Raw genomic sequence first — 18283 nt, 5'->3', positions numbered from 1 at the left:
TCCTTAGTGCAAACCAAATACGTTGAGCATGGTGGAGAGCTTCACGCCCGTCTCGCGCCACTCGCCCACCGGCGAGGAGGCAGGCACAATGCCCGCGCCGGCAAACAGACGAACGGTATTTTCACGAAGGCGCGCGCAGCGGATGGTCACCACCCACTCGCCGTTGCCTTCGCTGTCGCACCAGCCGACGATGCCGCCGAACAGCTCGCGGTCGAACGGCTCCAGCTCGGCGATCAGCTCTTTTGCCGCCTGATGCGGGAAGCCGCTCAGCGCCGGGGTCGGGTGCAGCAGGCAGGCCAGGGTCAGGGCGTTTTCGTTTTCACGCGCGTCACCTTCAACCGGCGTCGCCAGATGCCACAGCGTCGGCGTGGTAATCAACTGAGGAGAATCAGGCATGGTGAGATGATGGCTGCGCGGTGCCAGAATGGCCTTCATCGCCTGGGTCACCAAATCGTGCTCGTGGCGATCCTTTTCAGAGGCCAGCAGCTTATTGCCCGCTTCGCGATCTAATACATCATCGGGCTGACGACGCGCCGAGCCTGCCAGCGGCAGCGAACTAAAGTGCGCGCCCTCTTTGCGCAGCAGCAGTTCAGGGCTGGCGCCGAGGAGCACGCCGCCGTCTTCCAGCGGCACGTGGAAGTTGAAGCTCGCCGGGTTCTGGGCGATCAGGCGCTCCATCAGGGCGCCGCTATCCATGCGTTTGTCGGTCGCGATATCAATCAGGCGCGACAGCACCACCTTGTTCACCTGCGGCGTGGCGGTGAGCGACGCGGCGCGAGCCACCATCTCTTCGAAAACGGGCTGCGGCGGGATCTCGGTGCGTTGTTCCACCTTCAGCGCCTGCGAGCCGGAAAAATAGCGTGCAGACTGCTGACGTGCCGGACGGGAAAAGGTCTGCCAGCGTTGGGGAATAAACAGAGAGGACGGCTTGCGGGTATCGAACGGGATAGCCCCTACCATCACCGGATGAGCGATACCGCTGGCTTTCGCATTCAGGAAGGCCTGGGCTAATTTTTGCTGGAAGCGACCCGCCGGATCGTCACCGCCAACAGCGGGTTCACTGAAGCGGGCAAAGCAGCCGGACGTAGTAAAGCTGCGGTAAGGCGACATAAAGAAAAAACGGTCTGATTCCAGCGTGGTTGCGGCGTGCTGGACTTCCTCAGCCAGGGACGTATCCATATCATCCTCCTTAAAATGATAAAAGAAGCAATAATGATTATCATTTATATTTTCGTCGGCTAACCTAATCCCACATCGCTCCGCTGTCAACCGTCGGACAAATAACTTGTGCGACAAAAGCTTGCATCCAGATGCTGCAACCATGAAAATGAGAAGCATTATCTTCAACAAAAACAGGATCCCGCGCTGTGAAATCCCCTGCCGTTTTCCGTAATCCCCTGCTTTTATTGGCACTTTTTGTTTTAGGACTTACCTCAGCCGCTGCCGCCGACTGGCCGCGTCAGGTGACTGACAGCCGCGGCGTTCACACGCTAGAGAGCAAACCGACGCGCATTGTTTGTACCAGCGTGACCTTAACCGGCTCCCTGCTGGCGATTGACGCCCCGGTCGTCGCCAGCGGCGCGACCACGCCGAACAACCGCGTGGCCGATGCGCAGGGCTTTTTGCGCCAGTGGGGCGATATTGCGAAACAGCGTCAGGTTGCGCGGATGTATATTGGCGAACCGAGCGCCGAAGCGGTCGCCGCACAAATGCCGGATCTGATTTTGATCAGCGCCACCGGCGGTGATTCCGCGCTGGCACTGTACGATCAGCTCTCCGCCATTGCGCCGACGCTTATCATCAACTACGACGACAAGAGCTGGCAGGCACTGCTGACGCAACTGGGCACCATCACCGGACAGGAAAAACAGGCCGAAGAGCGCATTGCCGCGTTTGATAAACAGCTCGCGCAGGTGAAACAGCAGATGAAGCTGCCGCCGCAGCCGGTGAACGCCATCGTCTACACCGCCGCCGCGCACAGCGCCAACCTGTGGACCGCGGAATCAGCGCAGGGCAAGCTGCTGCACCAGCTGGGCTTTACGCTGGCGGACCTGCCCGCCGGTTTGCAGACCTCAACAAGCCAGGGCAAGCGGCACGATATTATCCAGCTGGGCGGTGAAAACCTGGCAACGGGACTGAACGGCGAAGGGCTGTTCGTGTTTGCCGGCGACCAGAAAGATGTGGATGCGATTTACGCCAACCCGCTGCTGGCGCATCTGCCGTCGGTGAAAAACAAACGGGTTTGGGCATTGGGAACCGAGACGTTCCGCCTGGATTATTACAGCGCGATGCTGGTGTTAGACAGATTGAATACGTTGTTTAAGTAGGCATTTTCCCACCCTCTCCCTGTGGGAGAGGGCCGGGGTGAGGGCATCAGGCCACACCGTCGTTCAACACAACCTCCTGCCTGAACCGCCGCAATTTCACCAACGCCACTAACAAAATCACGCCAACCATCGCTAACGCAAACCCGCTACTGCTCGCCGACGCCGCCGGGGTCATTATCGCCCCCAGCCCGCCGAGGATCGCCGCGCCAATGGCATCGCCCGTGACGTTCTGCGCCGTCCACAGGCCGTTGATGCGCCCGAGCATCCCTTCCGGCGTCTGGGTCTGGATCAGGGTGTACTGCAGCAGCGAACTGATGGCGCTCAGCCAGCCGAAAATCACCAGGCACAACACCCCGAGCGCCCACGCCGGCATCAGGCTAAAGAAGCCGATGGCGATAAACGACGCCAGAGAGGTAAGCAGCATAATCAGCCCCGGACGCGCGCTCTGCGCCAGGTTGCCGCTGGTCAGCGCCCCGCACGCCGCGCCGAGCGGAATGGCCGCGTAGAGAATGCCAATCTCCGAGGCGCTCATCTGCCACTCTCCCGCTAATGCCGGATACAGCACGCGCACTGCGCTCGCCATGGTCAGCAGGCCGCCGAGCAGCGCAATGCCGCCAATCAGCGGGTTGCTGAACAGGAAACGAATCGCGGCCATCAGCGATTTCAGCGGGTGCTCACGCGGCTGCGGCGGAGGCGGCAGCAGCGGCAGGCGCAGCAGCGTCAGCGTGGTGATAAAGGTCCCTGCCGCCGCCAGCCCGTAGTTCCACGCCACGTTGCCGGTCGCCAGCAGCAGGCCGCCCACCATCGGTGAAATCACCGAGCCGAGGCGCACGGTGAGCATAGTGATCGCCCCCGCCTGCATCAGATTTTCTCGCCCGACCAGCGCGGGCGTGGCCGCCAGCAGCGCCGTCACGCCCAGCGAGGCGAAAAAGCCGTCCCACAGCCCCAGGGCATAAATGGCGATCAGCGACGGCTCAGGCAGCATGGCGTTCAGACACAGCCCGATAAAGCCCACGCCGCAGGTGCCGCGCGCCAGCAGGATCAGCGTCTTGCGCTCGTAGCGGTCCGCCAGCACGCCGCCAACCATCAGGCCGATAAACATCGCCCCGCCGGTTAAGGTAACCGATAACCCCACCAGCCAGCTGGAGTGCGTCATGGTCTGGATCTGGACCGGCACGGCCACGCCGAGCAGGCCGAGGGATAAAATGGAGATAAAGCGAGCGATAAACACCGCGCGATAGGCCGGGTGCGTTTTGAGCAGGCTGAGGTTAAGCAGCCAGGATTTTTGATTCATGACAAAGCCTTGAGTGTAATTCTACCCATTCCATGGGCGCACATGCTAACATAGCCAAATAAGATAGATAACGATAATCACTATCATTATCAAATCATGGGTGTTGCTATGTCGTTTTCCTCTTCTTCGGTGCGCGCCATTGCCGTGCCCGTTTTACTGCTGCTCCTGAGCCTTGCGGCTGCACTCAGCCTGCTGGTCGGCGCGAAGCCGCTGCCCGCGTCCGTTATCGTTGATGCGCTCTCCGGCACCTGCCAGAGCGCTGACTGCACTATCGTGCTCGACGCTCGCCTGCCCCGCACCCTTGCCGGGCTGCTGGCCGGTGGCGCACTCGGCCTTGCCGGTGCCCTGATGCAAACCCTCACCCGCAATCCGCTGGCGGACCCCGGCATTCTCGGCGTTAACTCTGGCGCCAGCTTTGCCATCGTGCTCGGAGCGGCGCTGTTTGGGTTTACTTCTCCCTCTGAACAGCTGGCGATGGCTTGCTGCGGCGCGCTGGCCGCCTCGCTGCTAGTGGCGTTTACCGGCAGCCAGGGCGGCGGCCAGCTGAGTCCGGTACGCCTGACGCTGGCGGGCGTGGCGCTCGCGGCGGTGCTGGAAGGCTTATCTAACGGCATCGCCCTGCTCAACCCGGACGTCTACGACCAGCTGCGCTTCTGGCAGGCCGGCTCGCTGGATATCCGCACCCTTGAAACCCTGAAAGTGGTGGCGTTCCCGGTCATTATTGCTGCCGCCGTGGCGCTGTTTTTAAGCCGGGCGCTGAACAGCCTGAGCCTCGGCAGCGACACCGCTACCGCTCTAGGCAACCGCGTGGCGCGCACGCAGCTGATTGGCCTGCTTGCCATCACCGTCCTGTGCGGCAGCGCGACCGCCGTGGTCGGTCCGATTGCCTTTATCGGCCTGATGATGCCGCACATGGCGCGCTGGCTGGTGGGGACGGATCACCGCTGGTCGCTGCCGGTCACGCTGCTGGCGACGCCTGCGCTGCTGCTGTTTGCCGACGTGCTGGGTCGCCTGCTGGTGCCGGGCGAGCTGCGCGTCTCGGTGGTCAGCGCCTTTATCGGCGCGCCGGTGCTGATCTTCCTGGTACGACGTAGACGCGGAGGTGGCGCATGATGGCCCCGTCCCGTCGTTTACTCACCAGCGTCTCGCTGCTAAGTATCCTCATTCTGCTGCTGGCGGTCTGGAGCCTGCGCAGCGGCGCGGTGACGCTCGATTTTTCTCAGGTGCTTAACGCCCTGCTCGGCAGCGCGCCGCGCAATATCACCATGGTTGTCACCGAATGGCGCCTGCCGCGCGTGGCGATGGCGATTCTCGTAGGTGCGGCGCTCGGCGTCAGCGGTGCGATATTCCAGTCGCTGATGCGCAACCCGCTCGGTAGCCCGGACGTGATGGGACTCAACACCGGGGCCTGGAGCGGCGTGCTGGTGGCGATGGTGCTGTTCGGTCAGCACCTAACGGCCATTACCTTTACGGCAATGGCGGGCGGCATTCTGACGTCGCTGGTTATCTGGCTGCTGGCCTGGCGCAACGGCATCGATACCTTCCGGCTGATTATTATCGGTATCGGCGTACGTGCGATGCTAATGGCCTTTAACACCTGGCTTTTACTGCAGGCCTCGCTGGAAACGGCGCTTTCCGCCGGGCTGTGGTACGCAGGTTCGCTTAACGGCCTGACGTGGGGCAAAACCTGGCCCGCCGCGCCGCTGATTGTGCTGATGTTTATCGGCGCGCTGCTGTTGGTTCGCCGCATGCGGCTGCTGGAGATGGGCGACGACAGCGCCTGCGCGCTGGGCGTGAGCGTCGAGCGCTCGCGCCTGATGCTGATGCTGGTCGCCGTACTGCTGACCGCAGCCTCTACGGCGATCGCCGGGCCAATCTCGTTTATCGCCCTCGTGGCACCGCATATCGCGCGACGTCTTAGCGGGACGGCGCGCTGGGGATTAACCCAGGCGGCGCTGTGCGGCGCGCTGCTGCTGCTGGCCGCCGATCTCTGCGCCCAGCAGCTGTTTATGCCTTATCAACTGCCGGTGGGCGTAGTGACCGTCAGCCTTGGCGGGATTTACCTCATCGTCTTGCTCGTTCAGGAGTCACGCAAGAAATGACAGATACAACCACCCGCTTGCGCGGCGAACATCTCACCCTCGGCTACGGCAAAAAAATCATTGCCCGAGACTTAACCGTTGCCATTCCGGACGGCCACTTCACGGCAATTATCGGCCCGAACGGCTGCGGCAAATCGACCCTACTGCGCACGCTGAGCCGCCTGATGACGCCAGTGGAGGGCTTCGTATTCCTCGACGGGGAGCAGATCCAGCGCTTCGCCAGCAAAGAGGTGGCACGCCGCATCGGGCTGCTGGCCCAAAACGCCACTACGCCGGGGGACATCACGGTGCAGGAGCTGGTCTCGCGCGGGCGCTACCCGCACCAGCCGCTGTTTACCCGCTGGCGCAAAGAAGATGACGAGGCGGTGAACCGCGCGATGCAGGCGACGGGGATCGCCGATCTCGCCCGGCAGAGCGTGGACACCCTCTCCGGCGGCCAGCGTCAACGGGCGTGGATTGCGATGGTGCTGGCGCAGGAGACGTCGATCATGCTGCTGGACGAGCCGACAACGTGGCTGGACATCAGCCATCAGATTGACCTGCTGGAGCTGCTGAGCGAGCTGAACCGCACGCAGGGGTACACCCTGGCGGCTGTGCTGCACGATTTAAACCAGGCATGCCGCTACGCCACGCACCTGATTGCCTTGCGGGACGGTGAGATTGTGGCCCAGGGTGCGCCGAAAGAGATTGTCACGCCGGAGCTTATAGAGCGGATCTACGGCATGCGCTGCATGATAATCGACGATCCGGTGGCGGGTACGCCGCTGGTGGTGCCGTTAGGTCGGCGCTAATAGCCGTGTGGCGGCTACGCCTTACCCGGCCTACATTTAGCTCCCGTAGGCCCGGTAAGCGCAGCGCCACCGGGCATTTGCACTATCCTAAAATTTCCTTCAACACCGGCCCAATCTTTTCAAACGCCTGCGGTGAAATGATATCCACGTGGGCGCAGTCCTGGCTGTTCACCTCAAGTTCCGCCACCCACGGCGCCCATGCGGCCTGCGGATCCATCGTGCGCGTGCGCTCGGCAACAAACAGCGTCGCTTTACCCTCGAAGCGCGCGCTGTGCGCTGTGGTGAGCAGCCGCACCGCATCGGCGTAGTTGCCCTCAATGGCGGTAAACAGCTCGCTGGAGCCCTGTTCCTGCTGGGCGGCGATAAACGCCTGACGCTCGCGTTCGATCTCCGCCAGCACCGCCGGGTCGAGACCGTTAACCTCTTTTTCCGCCCAGTTCTGGGTTTCCGGCGGCCAGGTATCCAGCAGGCCGAGGAACGACACCTCTTCACCCTGCTCGCGCAGACGAGCTGCAATGCCCTGCGCCAGCGTGCCGCCGAGGGAATAACCGAACAGGTAATACGGCCCCTGCGGCTGCTGCTTGCGCAACGTGTTCAGATGATGGTCGATCACCCCATCGAGATCCGCGCACTGCTGCATCGGGCCGTCCGGGCGCGGCGACTGAATGCCGACGATTGACCAGCGTGGGCTGAGATAGCGCGCCAGGACGCTAAACTGCCAGGCGAAGCCGGACGCCGGATGGAAGCAGAACAGCGTCGGGCCGTCGCTCTCACGCAGCGGCAGAAGCGTTTCAAACCCCAGACGCTGCGCCTGCTCGTCGCTCATCGCCGAATCCAACAGCGCGCTAAGCTTGCTCACCGTGGAGGCAACCATAATTTGCCCCGGCGTCACCTTACGGTTGAACGTGCGGCTAAGCTGCGCCGCCAGACGCATGGCCAGCAGCGAGTGGCCGCCGAGGGCAAAGAAATCCGCCTCGATGTCATTGATCTCGCAGCCCAGCAGCGCGGTAAAAGCCTGCGCGACGGCGATTTCGGTTTCGCTTTCCGGCGCCCGCCCTGAGGTATTGCGGGTCAGTTCCGGCAGCGGCAGCGCCTTGCGGTCAAGCTTGCCGTTGGCGCTCAGCGGCAGCGCGCTGATTTGCAGCAGCACAACCGGCACCATATGCGGCGGCAACTGGGCTTTGAGTGATTCCAGCAGCGCGTCGCGATCCAGCGGTATACCGGATCCAGAAACCACGTACCCCACCAGCTGACGGGCATCGCCACCCGTTGCAGCCGCCTGGTTGAAGACGCAGGCGTGCGCCACAGCCTGGGCCACGTCCGGCAGCGACAGCATCGCCCGGTCGATTTCGCCCAGCTCAATGCGCTGACCGCGAATTTTTAGCTGATCGTCGCTGCGGCCGAGATATTCCACCGCGCCGTTATCCAGCCAGCGGGCAACGTCGCCGGTGCGGTACATGCGCTCGCCGGGAGCGAACGGGTCAGCAATAAAGCGGCTGGCGGTGAGGTCCGGACGGCCCAGATATCCCTGCGCCAGTTGAATGCCGGTGAGGTAGAGATCGCCCGCCACGCCGAACGGCACCGGGCGCATCATGGCATCCAGAATGCGCAGGCCCGTGTTCCACACCGGGAAGCCGATCGGCACGCTGTTGCCTGCAACTGCCGCCAGCTCAGGGCCATACGCCGGATACCAGCTGACGTCTACCGCCGCTTCCGTCGGGCCATAGAGGTTGTGCAGCGGCACGTGGGTCAGCTGTTCCCACTCGCGGCACAGTTCCGTCGGCAGCGCTTCGCCGCTGCAGAACACCTGCTTAAGCGTTTTGCAGCAGTCGACGTTTTCCGGCGTCAGTGAGGCAACAAACGCCGCCAGCATCGACGGTACGAAGTGGGTGGTGGTCACGCCGTAGTGGGCGAAGAAGCTCTGCATCGCCTGCGGATCGCGGTGCGCGTCCGGCTCGGCCATCACCAGCTTCGCCCCGGCGATAAACGGCCACCAGAACTCCCACACCGACACGTCAAAGCTGCACGGCGTTTTCTGCGCCACCACGTCGTTCGCGTTCAGAGGGTAGCGATCCTGCATCCACTTCAGGCGGTTGACGATAGCGGTATGGCCGACCATGACCCCTTTTGGACGCCCGGTCGAGCCGGAGGTAAAGATGATGTACGCCGTCTGCTCCGGCTTCGCCAGCCGCAGCGGCTCAGCACCCGCGGTCGGTAATAGCGTGTTGTAACTAAACGTCTCGACGGAAAGATCGCTAAAGCGCGAAAGCTGTTCGTCAGTGGTAATAAGCAGGGACGGCTTCGCATCCTCCAGCATCATCCGCAGGCGATCGTCCGGGTAGCCGGTGTCGAGCGGCAGCCACGCGGCGCCCGCCTCCACAATGCCGTGCAGTGCTAACGTCAGGAATACCGAGCGCGGCAGGGCCACCGCCACGCTGTCGCCCGGCTTCACGCCGCGCGCGCGCAGCAGGTTTGCCAGCGCGATGACCTGCTCGCGCATCTGGCGATAGTTCAGCTCATTATGCGCATCCGCCAGCGCCAGGGCGTCCGGCGTTTTGCTCGCCTGTTCCGCCACCAGATCCGCGAGCGTAGTGGACGGCAGCGCCAGTCCGGTATCGTTGATGCGCGCCAGTTGGGCATATTCTTGTTCTGAAACGGTTTCCACCTCGCCGCAGCGCAGGTCCGGGTTGGCTGCAAATTGCCTCAGCATCGCGTTCAGGCGCGCGACGTGACGCGTCAGCGTCGCCTCGTCGTAGCGCTGTTTATTGGCGAGGATCTCAATGCCCAACCCGCCCCGCTCGTCCGGGAACAGCGCCAGTTCCAGATCGTTCACCGGGCCGGTCGCCAGCGTGTGGGTGATGGCCTCCACACCGTCGATATCAAGCTGATAATCAAACACCTTAACGTTCAGCACGGGACCAAACAGCGCTTCATCACCCGCCGCTTTCCCGCTGTCTCGCACGATCTGCTCGGCGTCGTAGCGCTGGTGGCGGCGCATTTTTTTCAGCTGGTTCGCCAGGCGCAGCGCCAGCGCGGGCAGGCTCTCCTGCGCATTGATATTGACCGCCAGCGGCAGGACGTTAAGCACCGGGCCGGTCGCGGTCAGCGCGGCAGACCCCATGCGGCGCATAAAGATAAACCCGGCAGCGTAGTCCAGGCGTCCGGTAAGACGGCCCAGCCACAGCGCCACCAGCGCAAGCGCCAGTTCAGTACGCTGCGTCTGCCCTGCCGCCTGCGCAAGCTGGCTAAAGGCGCGACCGTCGGCGTCAACCTTCAGGCGAAGAATATCGCTCGTGGCGGCGCGTCCAGGCAGCGGCGCGGAAGAGAGCGAGACCGGAGAAGGCAGCTGTTTACGCTGCTCGGCCCAGAAGGCGCCGTCGCGCCGGTACGCCTCGCTCTCGCGATAGCGCTGGTACTCGCCCACTACCTCTTCAAAAGGCGTAAACGGGGATTCAGGCGTGGTTTCGCCCTTTTTCCACGCGGCATAAATTGCGGCGATCTGGCGGGTAATGGCCGGGAAGCTGAAGCCATCCACTACCAGATGATGATAGCGCTGATACCAGTACCAGTGGTTTTCACCGACCTGAATCAGCTGGTGAAACGCCAGCGGCTGGCCGCTGTCGACGCGCAGGTTCTGTTTAAGATCGGATTCCATCAGCGCCACGGCGGCGGCGTGGGAATCAACGCGAACAACGGGCGGTTCCGGCAGAATGAAGGTGTCATCCACCCACTGCCACACCTCACCGTTTTCTTCCGCAAAGCGCATGCGCAGGGTATCGGCCTGCATCATGCCTGCGGCAATGGCTTTTGCCAGCAGTGGCGCATCAATATCGCCTTTCAGCTCGGTGTAGTGCGCCACGCTCCAGGCGTTTGGCAGCGTGGACAGCTGTTCCGCCATCCAGATACCCGGCTGGGCAGCGACGAGAGGAAGACGGTTCATGCGTTCTCTCCCGCAAAGTGAGACGGCTCAAGCGTTTGCCAGTATTCCGCCAGCCACTGCTGGCACGCCTCCTGAGACTGTGCTTCGCACACCACGCGCCATCCTGCCGGCAGTTCGCACTGCTGCGGCCACAGGCTGTACTGCCCCTGGTCATTTTGCAAAATGGCGAACTGTCCCTGCGGATTATCGAAAGGATTGCTGAATTCCATACAGACTCCGTTAGTGAATAAGCGGCTGCCAGAGGGTCATCAGCCCCTGCGTCAGCCCACCGCGCCAGCAAAGCGCATCGTGTCCGCCGTCAACCTGACGCCAGATAACCGGTTGGTGCGTGTGCAGTTCGGCGTAAATCGCCTGATTCGCGCGGAAGATGAGCGGCTCGTTGCGCCCGGCTTCAAGAATGATGCGTAGCCCGCGAGGGGATATTTCACCGGCTTTAAGTTGTTCGATTAACAGCCCGTCCTGCTGCCCGCCGCGGTGCGGCCACCAGTAGGAGCCGGACTGGCTGAGCACGCAACCAAAACGCTGCGGCCAGTTGAGGCCTGCATAAAGAGACGCGAGCCCGCCAAAGCTTTGCCCTGCGACCACCGTACGGTCGGCGCGGTCGCTGAACGGCGCGCTTTTTTGGACAAGGGGGAGAAGTTCTTCCTGCACCGCCAGCCAGAAATCGGGATTGCACGGCAGCTCGCGGTTGCGATGCTGCATGTCGATAACATCGATTAAGACGTAGACCGCAGGCGGTAATTTGCGCTCGGCGGTGAGAGACGCCAGCGCAGGCCAGACCGGCATGCTTTCGGCCCAGAACTGCCCGTCGAGCAGCACCGCCAGCGGACGTTCCGGGTTGTCGCCCCCGGAGGTGAAAATCCAGATGCGGCGGCGATTTTTCAGGCGCGCGCTTTCCCACTCAATGCAAATCGGAGGTTGATACGGCGTATCGGGATGATTCCAGCCCGGCTGAACCGGCGCGTCCGGCAGCTCCAGCGCGGAGACGGCATGGCCGCGCCCGCCGCGCCAGCTCTGCGGATTCAGCGGGTCTGAAACCGCGTGCGGCAGCAGCTTGCGCCAGCCCTCGCGCAGCGCCATGCGTTCCGGCTGCTCGCCTTCAAACACGACGCTGGCAAAATCGTTTTCATTAACAGAGGGGATAAAGCAGTAGCTTCCGCGCCACTCGGGGCTGAACTCACCCTGCCACTGCCAGACGTCGGTATCGGGAATGCGTTTGAGGGACTGCGGACGGGCATTTTGGTGATGATCGGTCACGCCGGTGACGTAGAGCCAGACGCGTTTGATCGGTGACGTTGTTTGCGTTCCTGCCGGGTCACGCCACCAGAACGTGACGCGATATTTTCCCTTTTCCGGCTTCCATTCAGGCCCGTTTTTAGACTCCCACCACGCCTCACTTCCCGTTGTTAACGCCGTCACCCTTATAACCTCATGTTTAACAGTCTTTTTTGTTTCAGAGCAAATTTTATTGATAATATTATTGATAACTATTTGCATTTGCAATAGCGTAGTGCCCGCGCTGTGGGAAGCGCTCATAAAACAACCACAAAAGCAGGACGTACAATGAATAAGAAGATTCACTCTCTGGCCTTGCTGGTCAATTTAGGGATTTACGGCGTCGCGCTGCCCGCTCTGGCAGACGACAACACCGCCTCTGCGCAGCACGAAGACACGATGGTGATCACCGCCGCCGAGCAGAATCTGCAGGCGCCGGGGGTATCGACCATCACCGCCGATGAGATACGTAAAAACCCGCCCGCGCGGGACGTGGCGGAAATCATCCGCACCATGCCGGGCGTTAACCTGACCGGTAACTCCACCAGCGGCCAGCGCGGGAATAACCGTCAGATTGATATCCGCGGCATGGGGCCAGAAAACACCCTGATCCTGATCGACGGCAAGCCGGTGACCAGCCGTAACTCCATCCGTCTGGGCTGGCGCGGCGAGCGCGACACCCGCGGCGATACCGGCTGGGTGCCGCCGGAGATGATCGAGCGCATCGAAGTGATCCGCGGTCCGGCCGCCGCGCGCTATGGCAACGGCGCGGCAGGCGGCGTGGTGAACATCATCACCAAAAAATTCGACGACCAGTGGCACGGCTCCTGGAACACCTACCTGAATGCGCCTGAGCACAAGGATGAAGGTTCCACCAAACGCACCAACTTCAGCCTGAGCGGCCCGCTGGGCGGCGACTTCAGCTTCCGCATGTTCGGTAATCTGGACAAAACCCAGGCCGACGCGTGGGACATCAACCAGGGTCACCAGTCTGACCGAACCGGTGCCTACGCCGACACGCTGCCCGCGGGCCGTGAAGGGGTGGAAAATAAAGACATCAACGGCGTGGTGCGCTGGGACTTTGCGCCGATGCAGTCCCTGGAATTTGAGGCGGGCTACAGCCGTCAGAATAACCTCTACGCCGGTGATACCCAGAACACCAACAACGACAACAGCTCCAGCGGCCTGGTGAAGAAGAACTACGGCAAAGAGACCAACCGTATCTATCGCCAGAACTTCGCGGTGACCTGGAACGGCGGCTGGGATAACGGCATCACGACCAGCAACTGGGCGCAGTACGAGCACACCCGCAACTCCCGTCTGGGCGAAGGGCTGGCGGGCGGTCTGGAAGGGCTGTTCAACAGCAATAAATTTACCGACACCGACCTGGCCGACGTGATGCTGCACAGTGAAATCAACCTGCCGATTGATTTCCTCGTTAACCAGAACCTGACGCTGGGCACCGAGTGGAACCAGCAGCGTATGAAGGACTCCACCTCCTTCACGCAAACCCAGCAGGGCGGCATCATTCCGGGCATGAGCAACGACCGCAGCCCGTACACCTCGGCAGAGATTTTCTCGCTGTTCGCCGAGAACAACATGGAGCTGACCGACAGCACCATGCTGACCCCTGCCCTGCGCTTCGACCATCACACCATCGTCGGCAACAACTGGAGCCCGTCACTTAACCTGTCGCAGGGTCTGGGGGATGACTTCACGCTGAAGATGGGGATCGCCCGCGCCTACAAAGCGCCGAGCCTGTACCAGACCAACCCGAACTACCTGCTCTACAGCAAAGGTCAGGGCTGCTACGCCAGCTCCGACGGCGTGGGCTGCTACATGATGGGTAACGACGACCTGAAGGCCGAAACCAGCATCAACAAAGAGATTGGTCTGGAGTGGAAGCGCGACGGCTGGCTGGCGGGCGTGACCTGGTTCCGTAACGACTACCGCGACAAGATCGAAGCGGGCTACGCGCCGATCGGTCACACCTCGTCCGGTAAAGTGAAGACGGATATCTACCAGTGGGAAAACGTACCGAAGGCGGTCGTCGAGGGGCTGGAAGGCTCCCTGAACGTACCGGTCAGCGACACCATTAACTGGACCAACAATATTACATACATGCTGCAGAGCAAGAACAAGGAGACCGGCGATCGTCTGTCGATTATTCCAGAGTACACGCTGAACTCGACCCTGAGCTGGCAGGTGCATCAGGACGTGTCGCTCCAGTCGACCTTTACCTGGTACGGCAAGCAGCAGCCGAAGAAGTACAACTACAAAGGTCAGCCTGTGACAGGGTCTGAGAAAGACGAAGTCAGTCCGTACAGCATCGTTGGTCTGAGCGCGACCTGGGACATGACCAAAAACGTCAGCCTGACCGGCGGCGTGGATAACGTCTTCGACAAGCGCCAGTGGCGTGCGGGGAATGCCCAGACGACCGGGAACGCCACCACCGGCGCGTATATGTACGGCGCGGGGGCTTATACCTATAATGAGCCAGGCCGCACGTGGTATATGAGCGTAAATACGCGATTCTGATAAAGGCAACAACGCCTCCCTCTCCCTGTGGGAGAGGGCTGGGTGAGGGCATCAGGCCGCACTATTTATTGATAGAGGGGAAACCATGCACACCACCCACCGCACGTTCATTCTCGCCGGCCATACCGTACACCACGTCACCTTCGACCCAACCACCTTCACCGACGCCGATCTTCTCTGGCTCCCCCATCACGCAGAGCTTTCAAAAGCCGGACGCAAACGCAAAGCCGAGCATCTGGCAGGCCGCATTGCCGCCGCACATGCCTTACCTGAGCACACCGTCCCCGGCATCGGCCCCAGCGGTGAACCGCTCTGGCCGGAAGGCGTCTCAGGGAGCATCACCCACAGCGGCACGCAGGCGATTGCGGTTGCCGTGCGTTATCCAGACGCGCTTGTGGGTATTGATTGCGAAGCCATTCTTCCTGACCGTGAAGCCCGAGAAATCCAGGACGGCATCATTAATGCACAGGAAGCGATGTGCCTGACGCGCTCGGGCTACCCCTTTGCGCTGGCGTTGACGCTTGCATTCAGCGCCAAAGAAAGTTTGTTTAAGGCGTTCTTTCCGCAGGTGAAGACTTTTATGGGGTTTGAGTGGGCGAGAGTCACAGAGTTAACGGAAAAAACAATCACGCTGGCGCTTTCGCACCCGGCTGGAGACTATCCTGAGGGTAAACGCTTCACCCTCATCTGGCAGAATAATGATACGAGCGTGTGGACACTGCTAAAAGCCTGATGGCGCAACGCTTATCAGGCCTACAGTAAAGCGGTTTGTAGGCCGGGTAAGCGCAGTGCCACCCGGCATGAGGACAGCGGCGATGCCTTTATACGTTCTTCAGATCAAGGCTCAAACATCCGGGAACATCACGCTATTACCCGGCGCTTCCCTGTGGAGATGGATAAAGTTCAGGTGCCGTTCATACTGGTCCAGAATATCCATAATCACCTGCTCCTTGCTGTAGTCCATCAAATCATTCCCCTGGCTTCCTTCCAGCAGGAAGGTCTCAAGCCGGTAGTAGGTCGACTTCCCGCTGCGCGCCCGGTAGGTAAAACCAGGAACCGAGTACTGCTGCGGCCAGATCTGATAGACAAAGTTCTGCTCGTCGCCCATGTGCACCAGCAGATCCAGGTGCCCCAGGGTCTCGCCCTCCTCCGGCGGCAGATTTTTGAGCTCCACGTAGGCGCCACGCAGCTTCAGCTCCTGCGCCACCTCTTCCATAGCAGGGAAGCAGACGGTCTCCATCATCTGTTTGGTGTAGCGCGTGCCCGGGTAATTCATCAGGCGCGACAGGCGTTTCTTCCAGCTCAGCCTGTCCTGCGCCCCCATCGGACGCGGCGCGGTGTCGCGGCTGGCGCTGACGCGGCGGTAGTCTTCCACCTTGAGCGATTTATACAGCCCGGCCATCACAAAGAAGATAACGAAGCTGAACGGCAGCCCCATGATCACCGTGGTGTTCTGCAGCGCCGAGATGCCGTTGGTCATCAGCATGCCGAGCGTCAGCAGGCCGATGGCGACGGACCAGAAGATGCGCAGCCAGTTCGGCGCGTCGCTGTTAATATCCTTCAGCTTCGAGGTGAAGTTGCCCAGCACCAGCGCGCCGGAATCGGCCGAGGTGACGTAAAACAGCAGGCCGGTGATGGTCGCCACGGAGGCGCTAAAGGTGAACGCCGGATACTGTGCCAGCAGGCTATAGAAGCCGCGCTCCGGGTGCGCCATCGCTTCCTGCGCGAAGGTCGCATTGCCGTGGATAATTTCGTGCAGCGCGCTGTTGCCGAAAATCGACAGCCACAGCAGGGTAAAGGTGAACGGGATAATCAGCGTACCCATTACGAACTGACGAATGGTGCGGCCACGCGAAATGCGCGCGAGGAACAGGCCAACAAACGGCGACCACGCGACCCACCACGCCCAGAAGAACAGCGTCCAGTTGTTCATCCACTCTACCGGGCGGTCGAAGGCGAAGCTGTTCAGCGTCATGCCCATAAAGCGGTTCACGTAGTCGCCCACGTTCAGCACTAAGGCATTGAGCAGGAACGAGGTATCACCCATAAACAGCACGAACAGGATCAGGCCCAGCGCCAGCGCCACGTTCAGCTCGGAGAGCACGCGGATGCCCTTATCGACGCCCGACGTCACCGAAATGGTGGCGATAATGACGGAGAGCGCAATCAGCGCCGCTTTCGCCGCCATCGAGTCCGGAATATCAAACAGCACGCTCAGCCCGTAGTTGAGCTGCACCACGCCGATCCCGAGCGTTGTCGCGATGCCGAAGATGGTGCCGATCACTGCCGCAATGTCGACGCTGTGGCCAATCGGGCCGTTAATCTTTTTACCGAAGATCGGGTAGAGCGCAGAGCGAATGGTGAGGGGTAAATTATAACGATAGCTAAAGTATCCGAGCGCCATGCCCATCAGGGCGTACATCGACCAGCCCGTCAGTCCGTAGTGGAACAGCGTCCAGACCATCGCCTGGCGCGCGGCCTCCATCGTCTGTCCTGCCCCTTCCGGCGGCTGCATATACTGCGTGACCGGTTCCGCCACGGAGAAGAACATCAGGTCGATGCCGATGCCTGCGGCAAACAGCATCGCGGCCCAGCTCAGCAGGCTGAACTCGGGCTTGGACTGCTCAGGCCCGAGCTTTACCGAACCAAAGCGCGAGCAGGCAATGCAGACCACGAAGACAATATAGAGCGTCGCCGCCAGCAGGTAGTACCAGCCGAAGGTCTTCGACACCCAGTTCAGGGTGCGCCCAATCCACTCGGCAGAAAAATCACGAAAGAAGATCGTCGTCAGGGAAAACAACAAAATCAGCCCGGCGGAAGTATAAAAAACGACCGGGTTGATTTTGTCTTTTTCTCTGTCCTGTGAAAGGTCTGTCATCCAGTATCCTCACTGTTTTTGTAACTATTAAAATCCAAATCCGCAACAATTAAGACACATTTTATATTGAACGTCCAATCAAAAACCGCTTTAATGTATAACCAACGCTGATGAATGGAGTGGCAACAATGCCCAAAGTGGGGATGCAGCCGATCCGGCGCAGGCAGCTTATCGACGCCACGCTGGAAGCAATAAATGAAGTGGGAATGCATGACGCGACGATCGCGCAGATCGCCCGTCGGGCGGGCGTTTCCACGGGGATCATCAGTCACTACTTCAAAGACAAAAACGGTCTGCTGGAAGCGACCATGCGCGACATCACCGGCCAGCTGCGCGACGCGGTATTAAGCCGCCTGCACGCCCTGCCGAACGGCAGCGCGGAGCAGCGTCTGCAGGCGATTGTCGGCGGCAATTTTGATGAAACCCAGACCAGCGGCGCGGCAATGAAGGCCTGGCTGGCCTTCTGGGCGAGCAGCATGCACCAGCCGATGCTCTACCGCCTGCAGCAGGTGAGCAGCCGCCGCCTGCTGTCGAACCTGGTGTACGAGTTCCGCCGCGAACTGCCGCGCGAACAGGCCCAGGAGGCGGGCTACGGGCTGGCGGCGCTGATCGACGGGCTGTGGCTGCGCGCCGCGCTGAGTGGCAAACCGCTGGATAAGACCCAGGCCCAGTCACTGACCAGCCACTTTATCAGCCAGCATTTACCGACCGAATAACCGAGGAGAATTTATGTCCCGAATGGCAGAACAGCAGCTTTATATCAATGGTGGTTATACATCCGCCACCAGCGGTCGCACCTTCGAGACCATTAACCCGGCCAACGGTGAAGTCCTGGCAAGCGTACAGGCCGCCGGGCGCGAGGACGTCGATCGCGCCGTAGAAAGCGCAACGCGCGGGCAAAAAGTCTGGGCGGCGATGACCGCCATGGAGCGCTCGCGCATCCTGCGTCGCGCCGTCGACATCCTGCGCGAGCGTAACGACGAGCTGGCAAAGCTGGAAACCCTCGACACCGGTAAAGCGTATTCCGAAACTTCCACCGTCGACATCGTCACCGGCGCGGACGTGCTGGAGTACTACGCCGGGCTGATCCCGGCGCTGGAAGGCAGCCAGATCCCGCTGCGTGAGACCTCGTTTGTCT

General features: G+C 61.2%; 14 protein-coding genes. 8 read left to right on the top strand and 6 right to left on the bottom strand.

Annotation, left to right across the window (positions count from 1 at the left end; translation table 11 throughout):
- Window positions 1-3 precede the first annotated feature (3 nt).
- A complete protein-coding gene (entC, locus tag ACWYRJ_RS04780; RefSeq protein WP_455507490.1) occupies window positions 4-1179 on the bottom strand; it encodes an isochorismate synthase EntC in 1176 nt (391 codons plus the stop codon).
- Window positions 1180-1367: 188 nt separating this feature from the next.
- On the opposite strand from entC, the gene fepB reads away from it, so the two are divergent.
- Complete coding sequence (gene fepB / locus ACWYRJ_RS04775) at window positions 1368-2327, top strand: Fe2+-enterobactin ABC transporter substrate-binding protein (protein ID WP_455507489.1); 960 nt, start codon at window positions 1368-1370, stop codon at window positions 2325-2327.
- Between the two features lie 46 nt (window positions 2328-2373).
- Here fepB and entS read toward each other — a convergent pair whose 3' ends face one another.
- A complete protein-coding gene (gene entS / locus ACWYRJ_RS04770; RefSeq protein ID WP_455507488.1) occupies window positions 2374-3621 on the bottom strand; it encodes an enterobactin transporter EntS in 1248 nt (415 codons plus the stop codon).
- Between the two features lie 108 nt (window positions 3622-3729).
- Here entS and fepD point away from each other — a divergent pair, with 108 nt between their 5' ends.
- The 3 genes from fepD to fepC are packed head-to-tail and all read left to right on the top strand — an operon-like array spanning window position 3730 to window position 6514.
- On the top strand, window positions 3730-4734 hold the full coding sequence (fepD, locus tag ACWYRJ_RS04765) for a Fe(3+)-siderophore ABC transporter permease (protein WP_455507487.1): 1005 nt from the start codon (window positions 3730-3732) through the stop codon (window positions 4732-4734).
- The gene (gene fepG, locus ACWYRJ_RS04760) at window positions 4734-5723 is read left to right on the top strand and encodes an iron-enterobactin ABC transporter permease (RefSeq protein ID WP_127732739.1); all 990 of its coding nucleotides are present in this window, start codon (window positions 4734-4736) and stop codon (window positions 5721-5723) included. Before fepD ends, fepG begins: the two co-directional genes overlap by 1 nt.
- A complete protein-coding gene (gene fepC, locus ACWYRJ_RS04755) occupies window positions 5720-6514 on the top strand; it encodes an iron-enterobactin ABC transporter ATP-binding protein (RefSeq protein WP_455507486.1) in 795 nt (264 codons plus the stop codon). The genes fepG and fepC overlap by 4 nt, the downstream gene beginning before the upstream one ends.
- 82 nt (window positions 6515-6596) lie before the next feature.
- Here the strand turns inward: fepC and entF are convergent, their stop codons facing one another.
- From entF to fes, 3 genes are read right to left on the bottom strand one after another with little or no spacing between them, the layout of a single operon-like run.
- Window positions 6597-10454, bottom strand: coding sequence for an enterobactin non-ribosomal peptide synthetase EntF (entF, locus tag ACWYRJ_RS04750; RefSeq protein WP_455507485.1), 3858 nt, complete (start codon window positions 10452-10454; stop codon window positions 6597-6599).
- A complete protein-coding gene (locus ACWYRJ_RS04745) occupies window positions 10451-10663 on the bottom strand; it encodes an MbtH family protein (RefSeq protein ID WP_149366052.1) in 213 nt (70 codons plus the stop codon). The genes entF and ACWYRJ_RS04745 overlap by 4 nt, the downstream gene beginning before the upstream one ends.
- 10 nt (window positions 10664-10673) lie before the next feature.
- The gene (gene fes, locus ACWYRJ_RS04740) at window positions 10674-11873 is read right to left on the bottom strand and encodes an enterochelin esterase (RefSeq protein WP_455507484.1); all 1200 of its coding nucleotides are present in this window, start codon (window positions 11871-11873) and stop codon (window positions 10674-10676) included.
- 144 nt (window positions 11874-12017) lie between these two features.
- Here fes and ACWYRJ_RS04735 point away from each other — a divergent pair, with 144 nt between their 5' ends.
- Window positions 12018-14267, top strand: coding sequence for a TonB-dependent siderophore receptor (locus tag ACWYRJ_RS04735; RefSeq protein ID WP_115874453.1), 2250 nt, complete (start codon window positions 12018-12020; stop codon window positions 14265-14267).
- An 85-nt stretch (window positions 14268-14352) separates the two neighbouring features.
- Window positions 14353-15000 (top strand): enterobactin synthase subunit EntD, encoded by a 648-nt coding sequence (gene entD, locus ACWYRJ_RS04730; protein ID WP_149366054.1) that lies wholly within the window; start codon window positions 14353-14355, stop codon window positions 14998-15000.
- Between the two features lie 111 nt (window positions 15001-15111).
- Here entD and betT read toward each other — a convergent pair whose 3' ends face one another.
- Complete coding sequence (gene betT, locus ACWYRJ_RS04725) at window positions 15112-17145, bottom strand: choline BCCT transporter BetT (RefSeq protein WP_455507483.1); 2034 nt, start codon at window positions 17143-17145, stop codon at window positions 15112-15114.
- Between the two features lie 128 nt (window positions 17146-17273).
- Here betT and betI point away from each other — a divergent pair, with 128 nt between their 5' ends.
- On the top strand, window positions 17274-17861 hold the full coding sequence (gene betI / locus ACWYRJ_RS04720; protein ID WP_111964437.1) for a transcriptional regulator BetI: 588 nt from the start codon (window positions 17274-17276) through the stop codon (window positions 17859-17861).
- Window positions 17862-17874: 13 nt separating this feature from the next.
- Window positions 17875-18283: aldehyde dehydrogenase family protein (locus ACWYRJ_RS04715; protein WP_455507482.1), on the top strand; the 409-nt coding region annotated here is incomplete at its 3' end.

It is taken from the genome of Enterobacter sp. (assembly GCF_977039595.1).
This window is presented reverse-complemented; position numbering and strand designations above follow the sequence as displayed.

Excerpts from the sequence above, each read along its gene's own strand:
- entC (WP_455507490.1), bottom strand. The coding sequence starts at position 1,179 with ATGGATACGTCCCTGGCTGAGGAAGTCCAGCACGCCGCAACCACGCTG.
- entS (WP_455507488.1), bottom strand. The coding sequence starts at position 3,621 with ATGAATCAAAAATCCTGGCTGCTTAACCTCAGCCTGCTCAAAACGCAC.
- fepD (WP_455507487.1), top strand. The coding sequence starts at position 3,730 with ATGTCGTTTTCCTCTTCTTCGGTGCGCGCCATTGCCGTGCCCGTTTTA.
- fepG (WP_127732739.1), top strand. The coding sequence starts at position 4,734 with ATGGCCCCGTCCCGTCGTTTACTCACCAGCGTCTCGCTGCTAAGTATC.
- fepC (WP_455507486.1), top strand. The coding sequence starts at position 5,720 with ATGACAGATACAACCACCCGCTTGCGCGGCGAACATCTCACCCTCGGC.
- entF (WP_455507485.1), bottom strand. The coding sequence starts at position 10,454 with ATGAACCGTCTTCCTCTCGTCGCTGCCCAGCCGGGTATCTGGATGGCG.
- ACWYRJ_RS04745 (WP_149366052.1), bottom strand. The coding sequence starts at position 10,663 with ATGGAATTCAGCAATCCTTTCGATAATCCGCAGGGACAGTTCGCCATT.
- ACWYRJ_RS04735 (WP_115874453.1), top strand. The coding sequence starts at position 12,018 with ATGAATAAGAAGATTCACTCTCTGGCCTTGCTGGTCAATTTAGGGATT.
- entD (WP_149366054.1), top strand. The coding sequence starts at position 14,353 with ATGCACACCACCCACCGCACGTTCATTCTCGCCGGCCATACCGTACAC.
- betT (WP_455507483.1), bottom strand. The coding sequence starts at position 17,145 with ATGACAGACCTTTCACAGGACAGAGAAAAAGACAAAATCAACCCGGTC.
- betI (WP_111964437.1), top strand. The coding sequence starts at position 17,274 with ATGCCCAAAGTGGGGATGCAGCCGATCCGGCGCAGGCAGCTTATCGAC.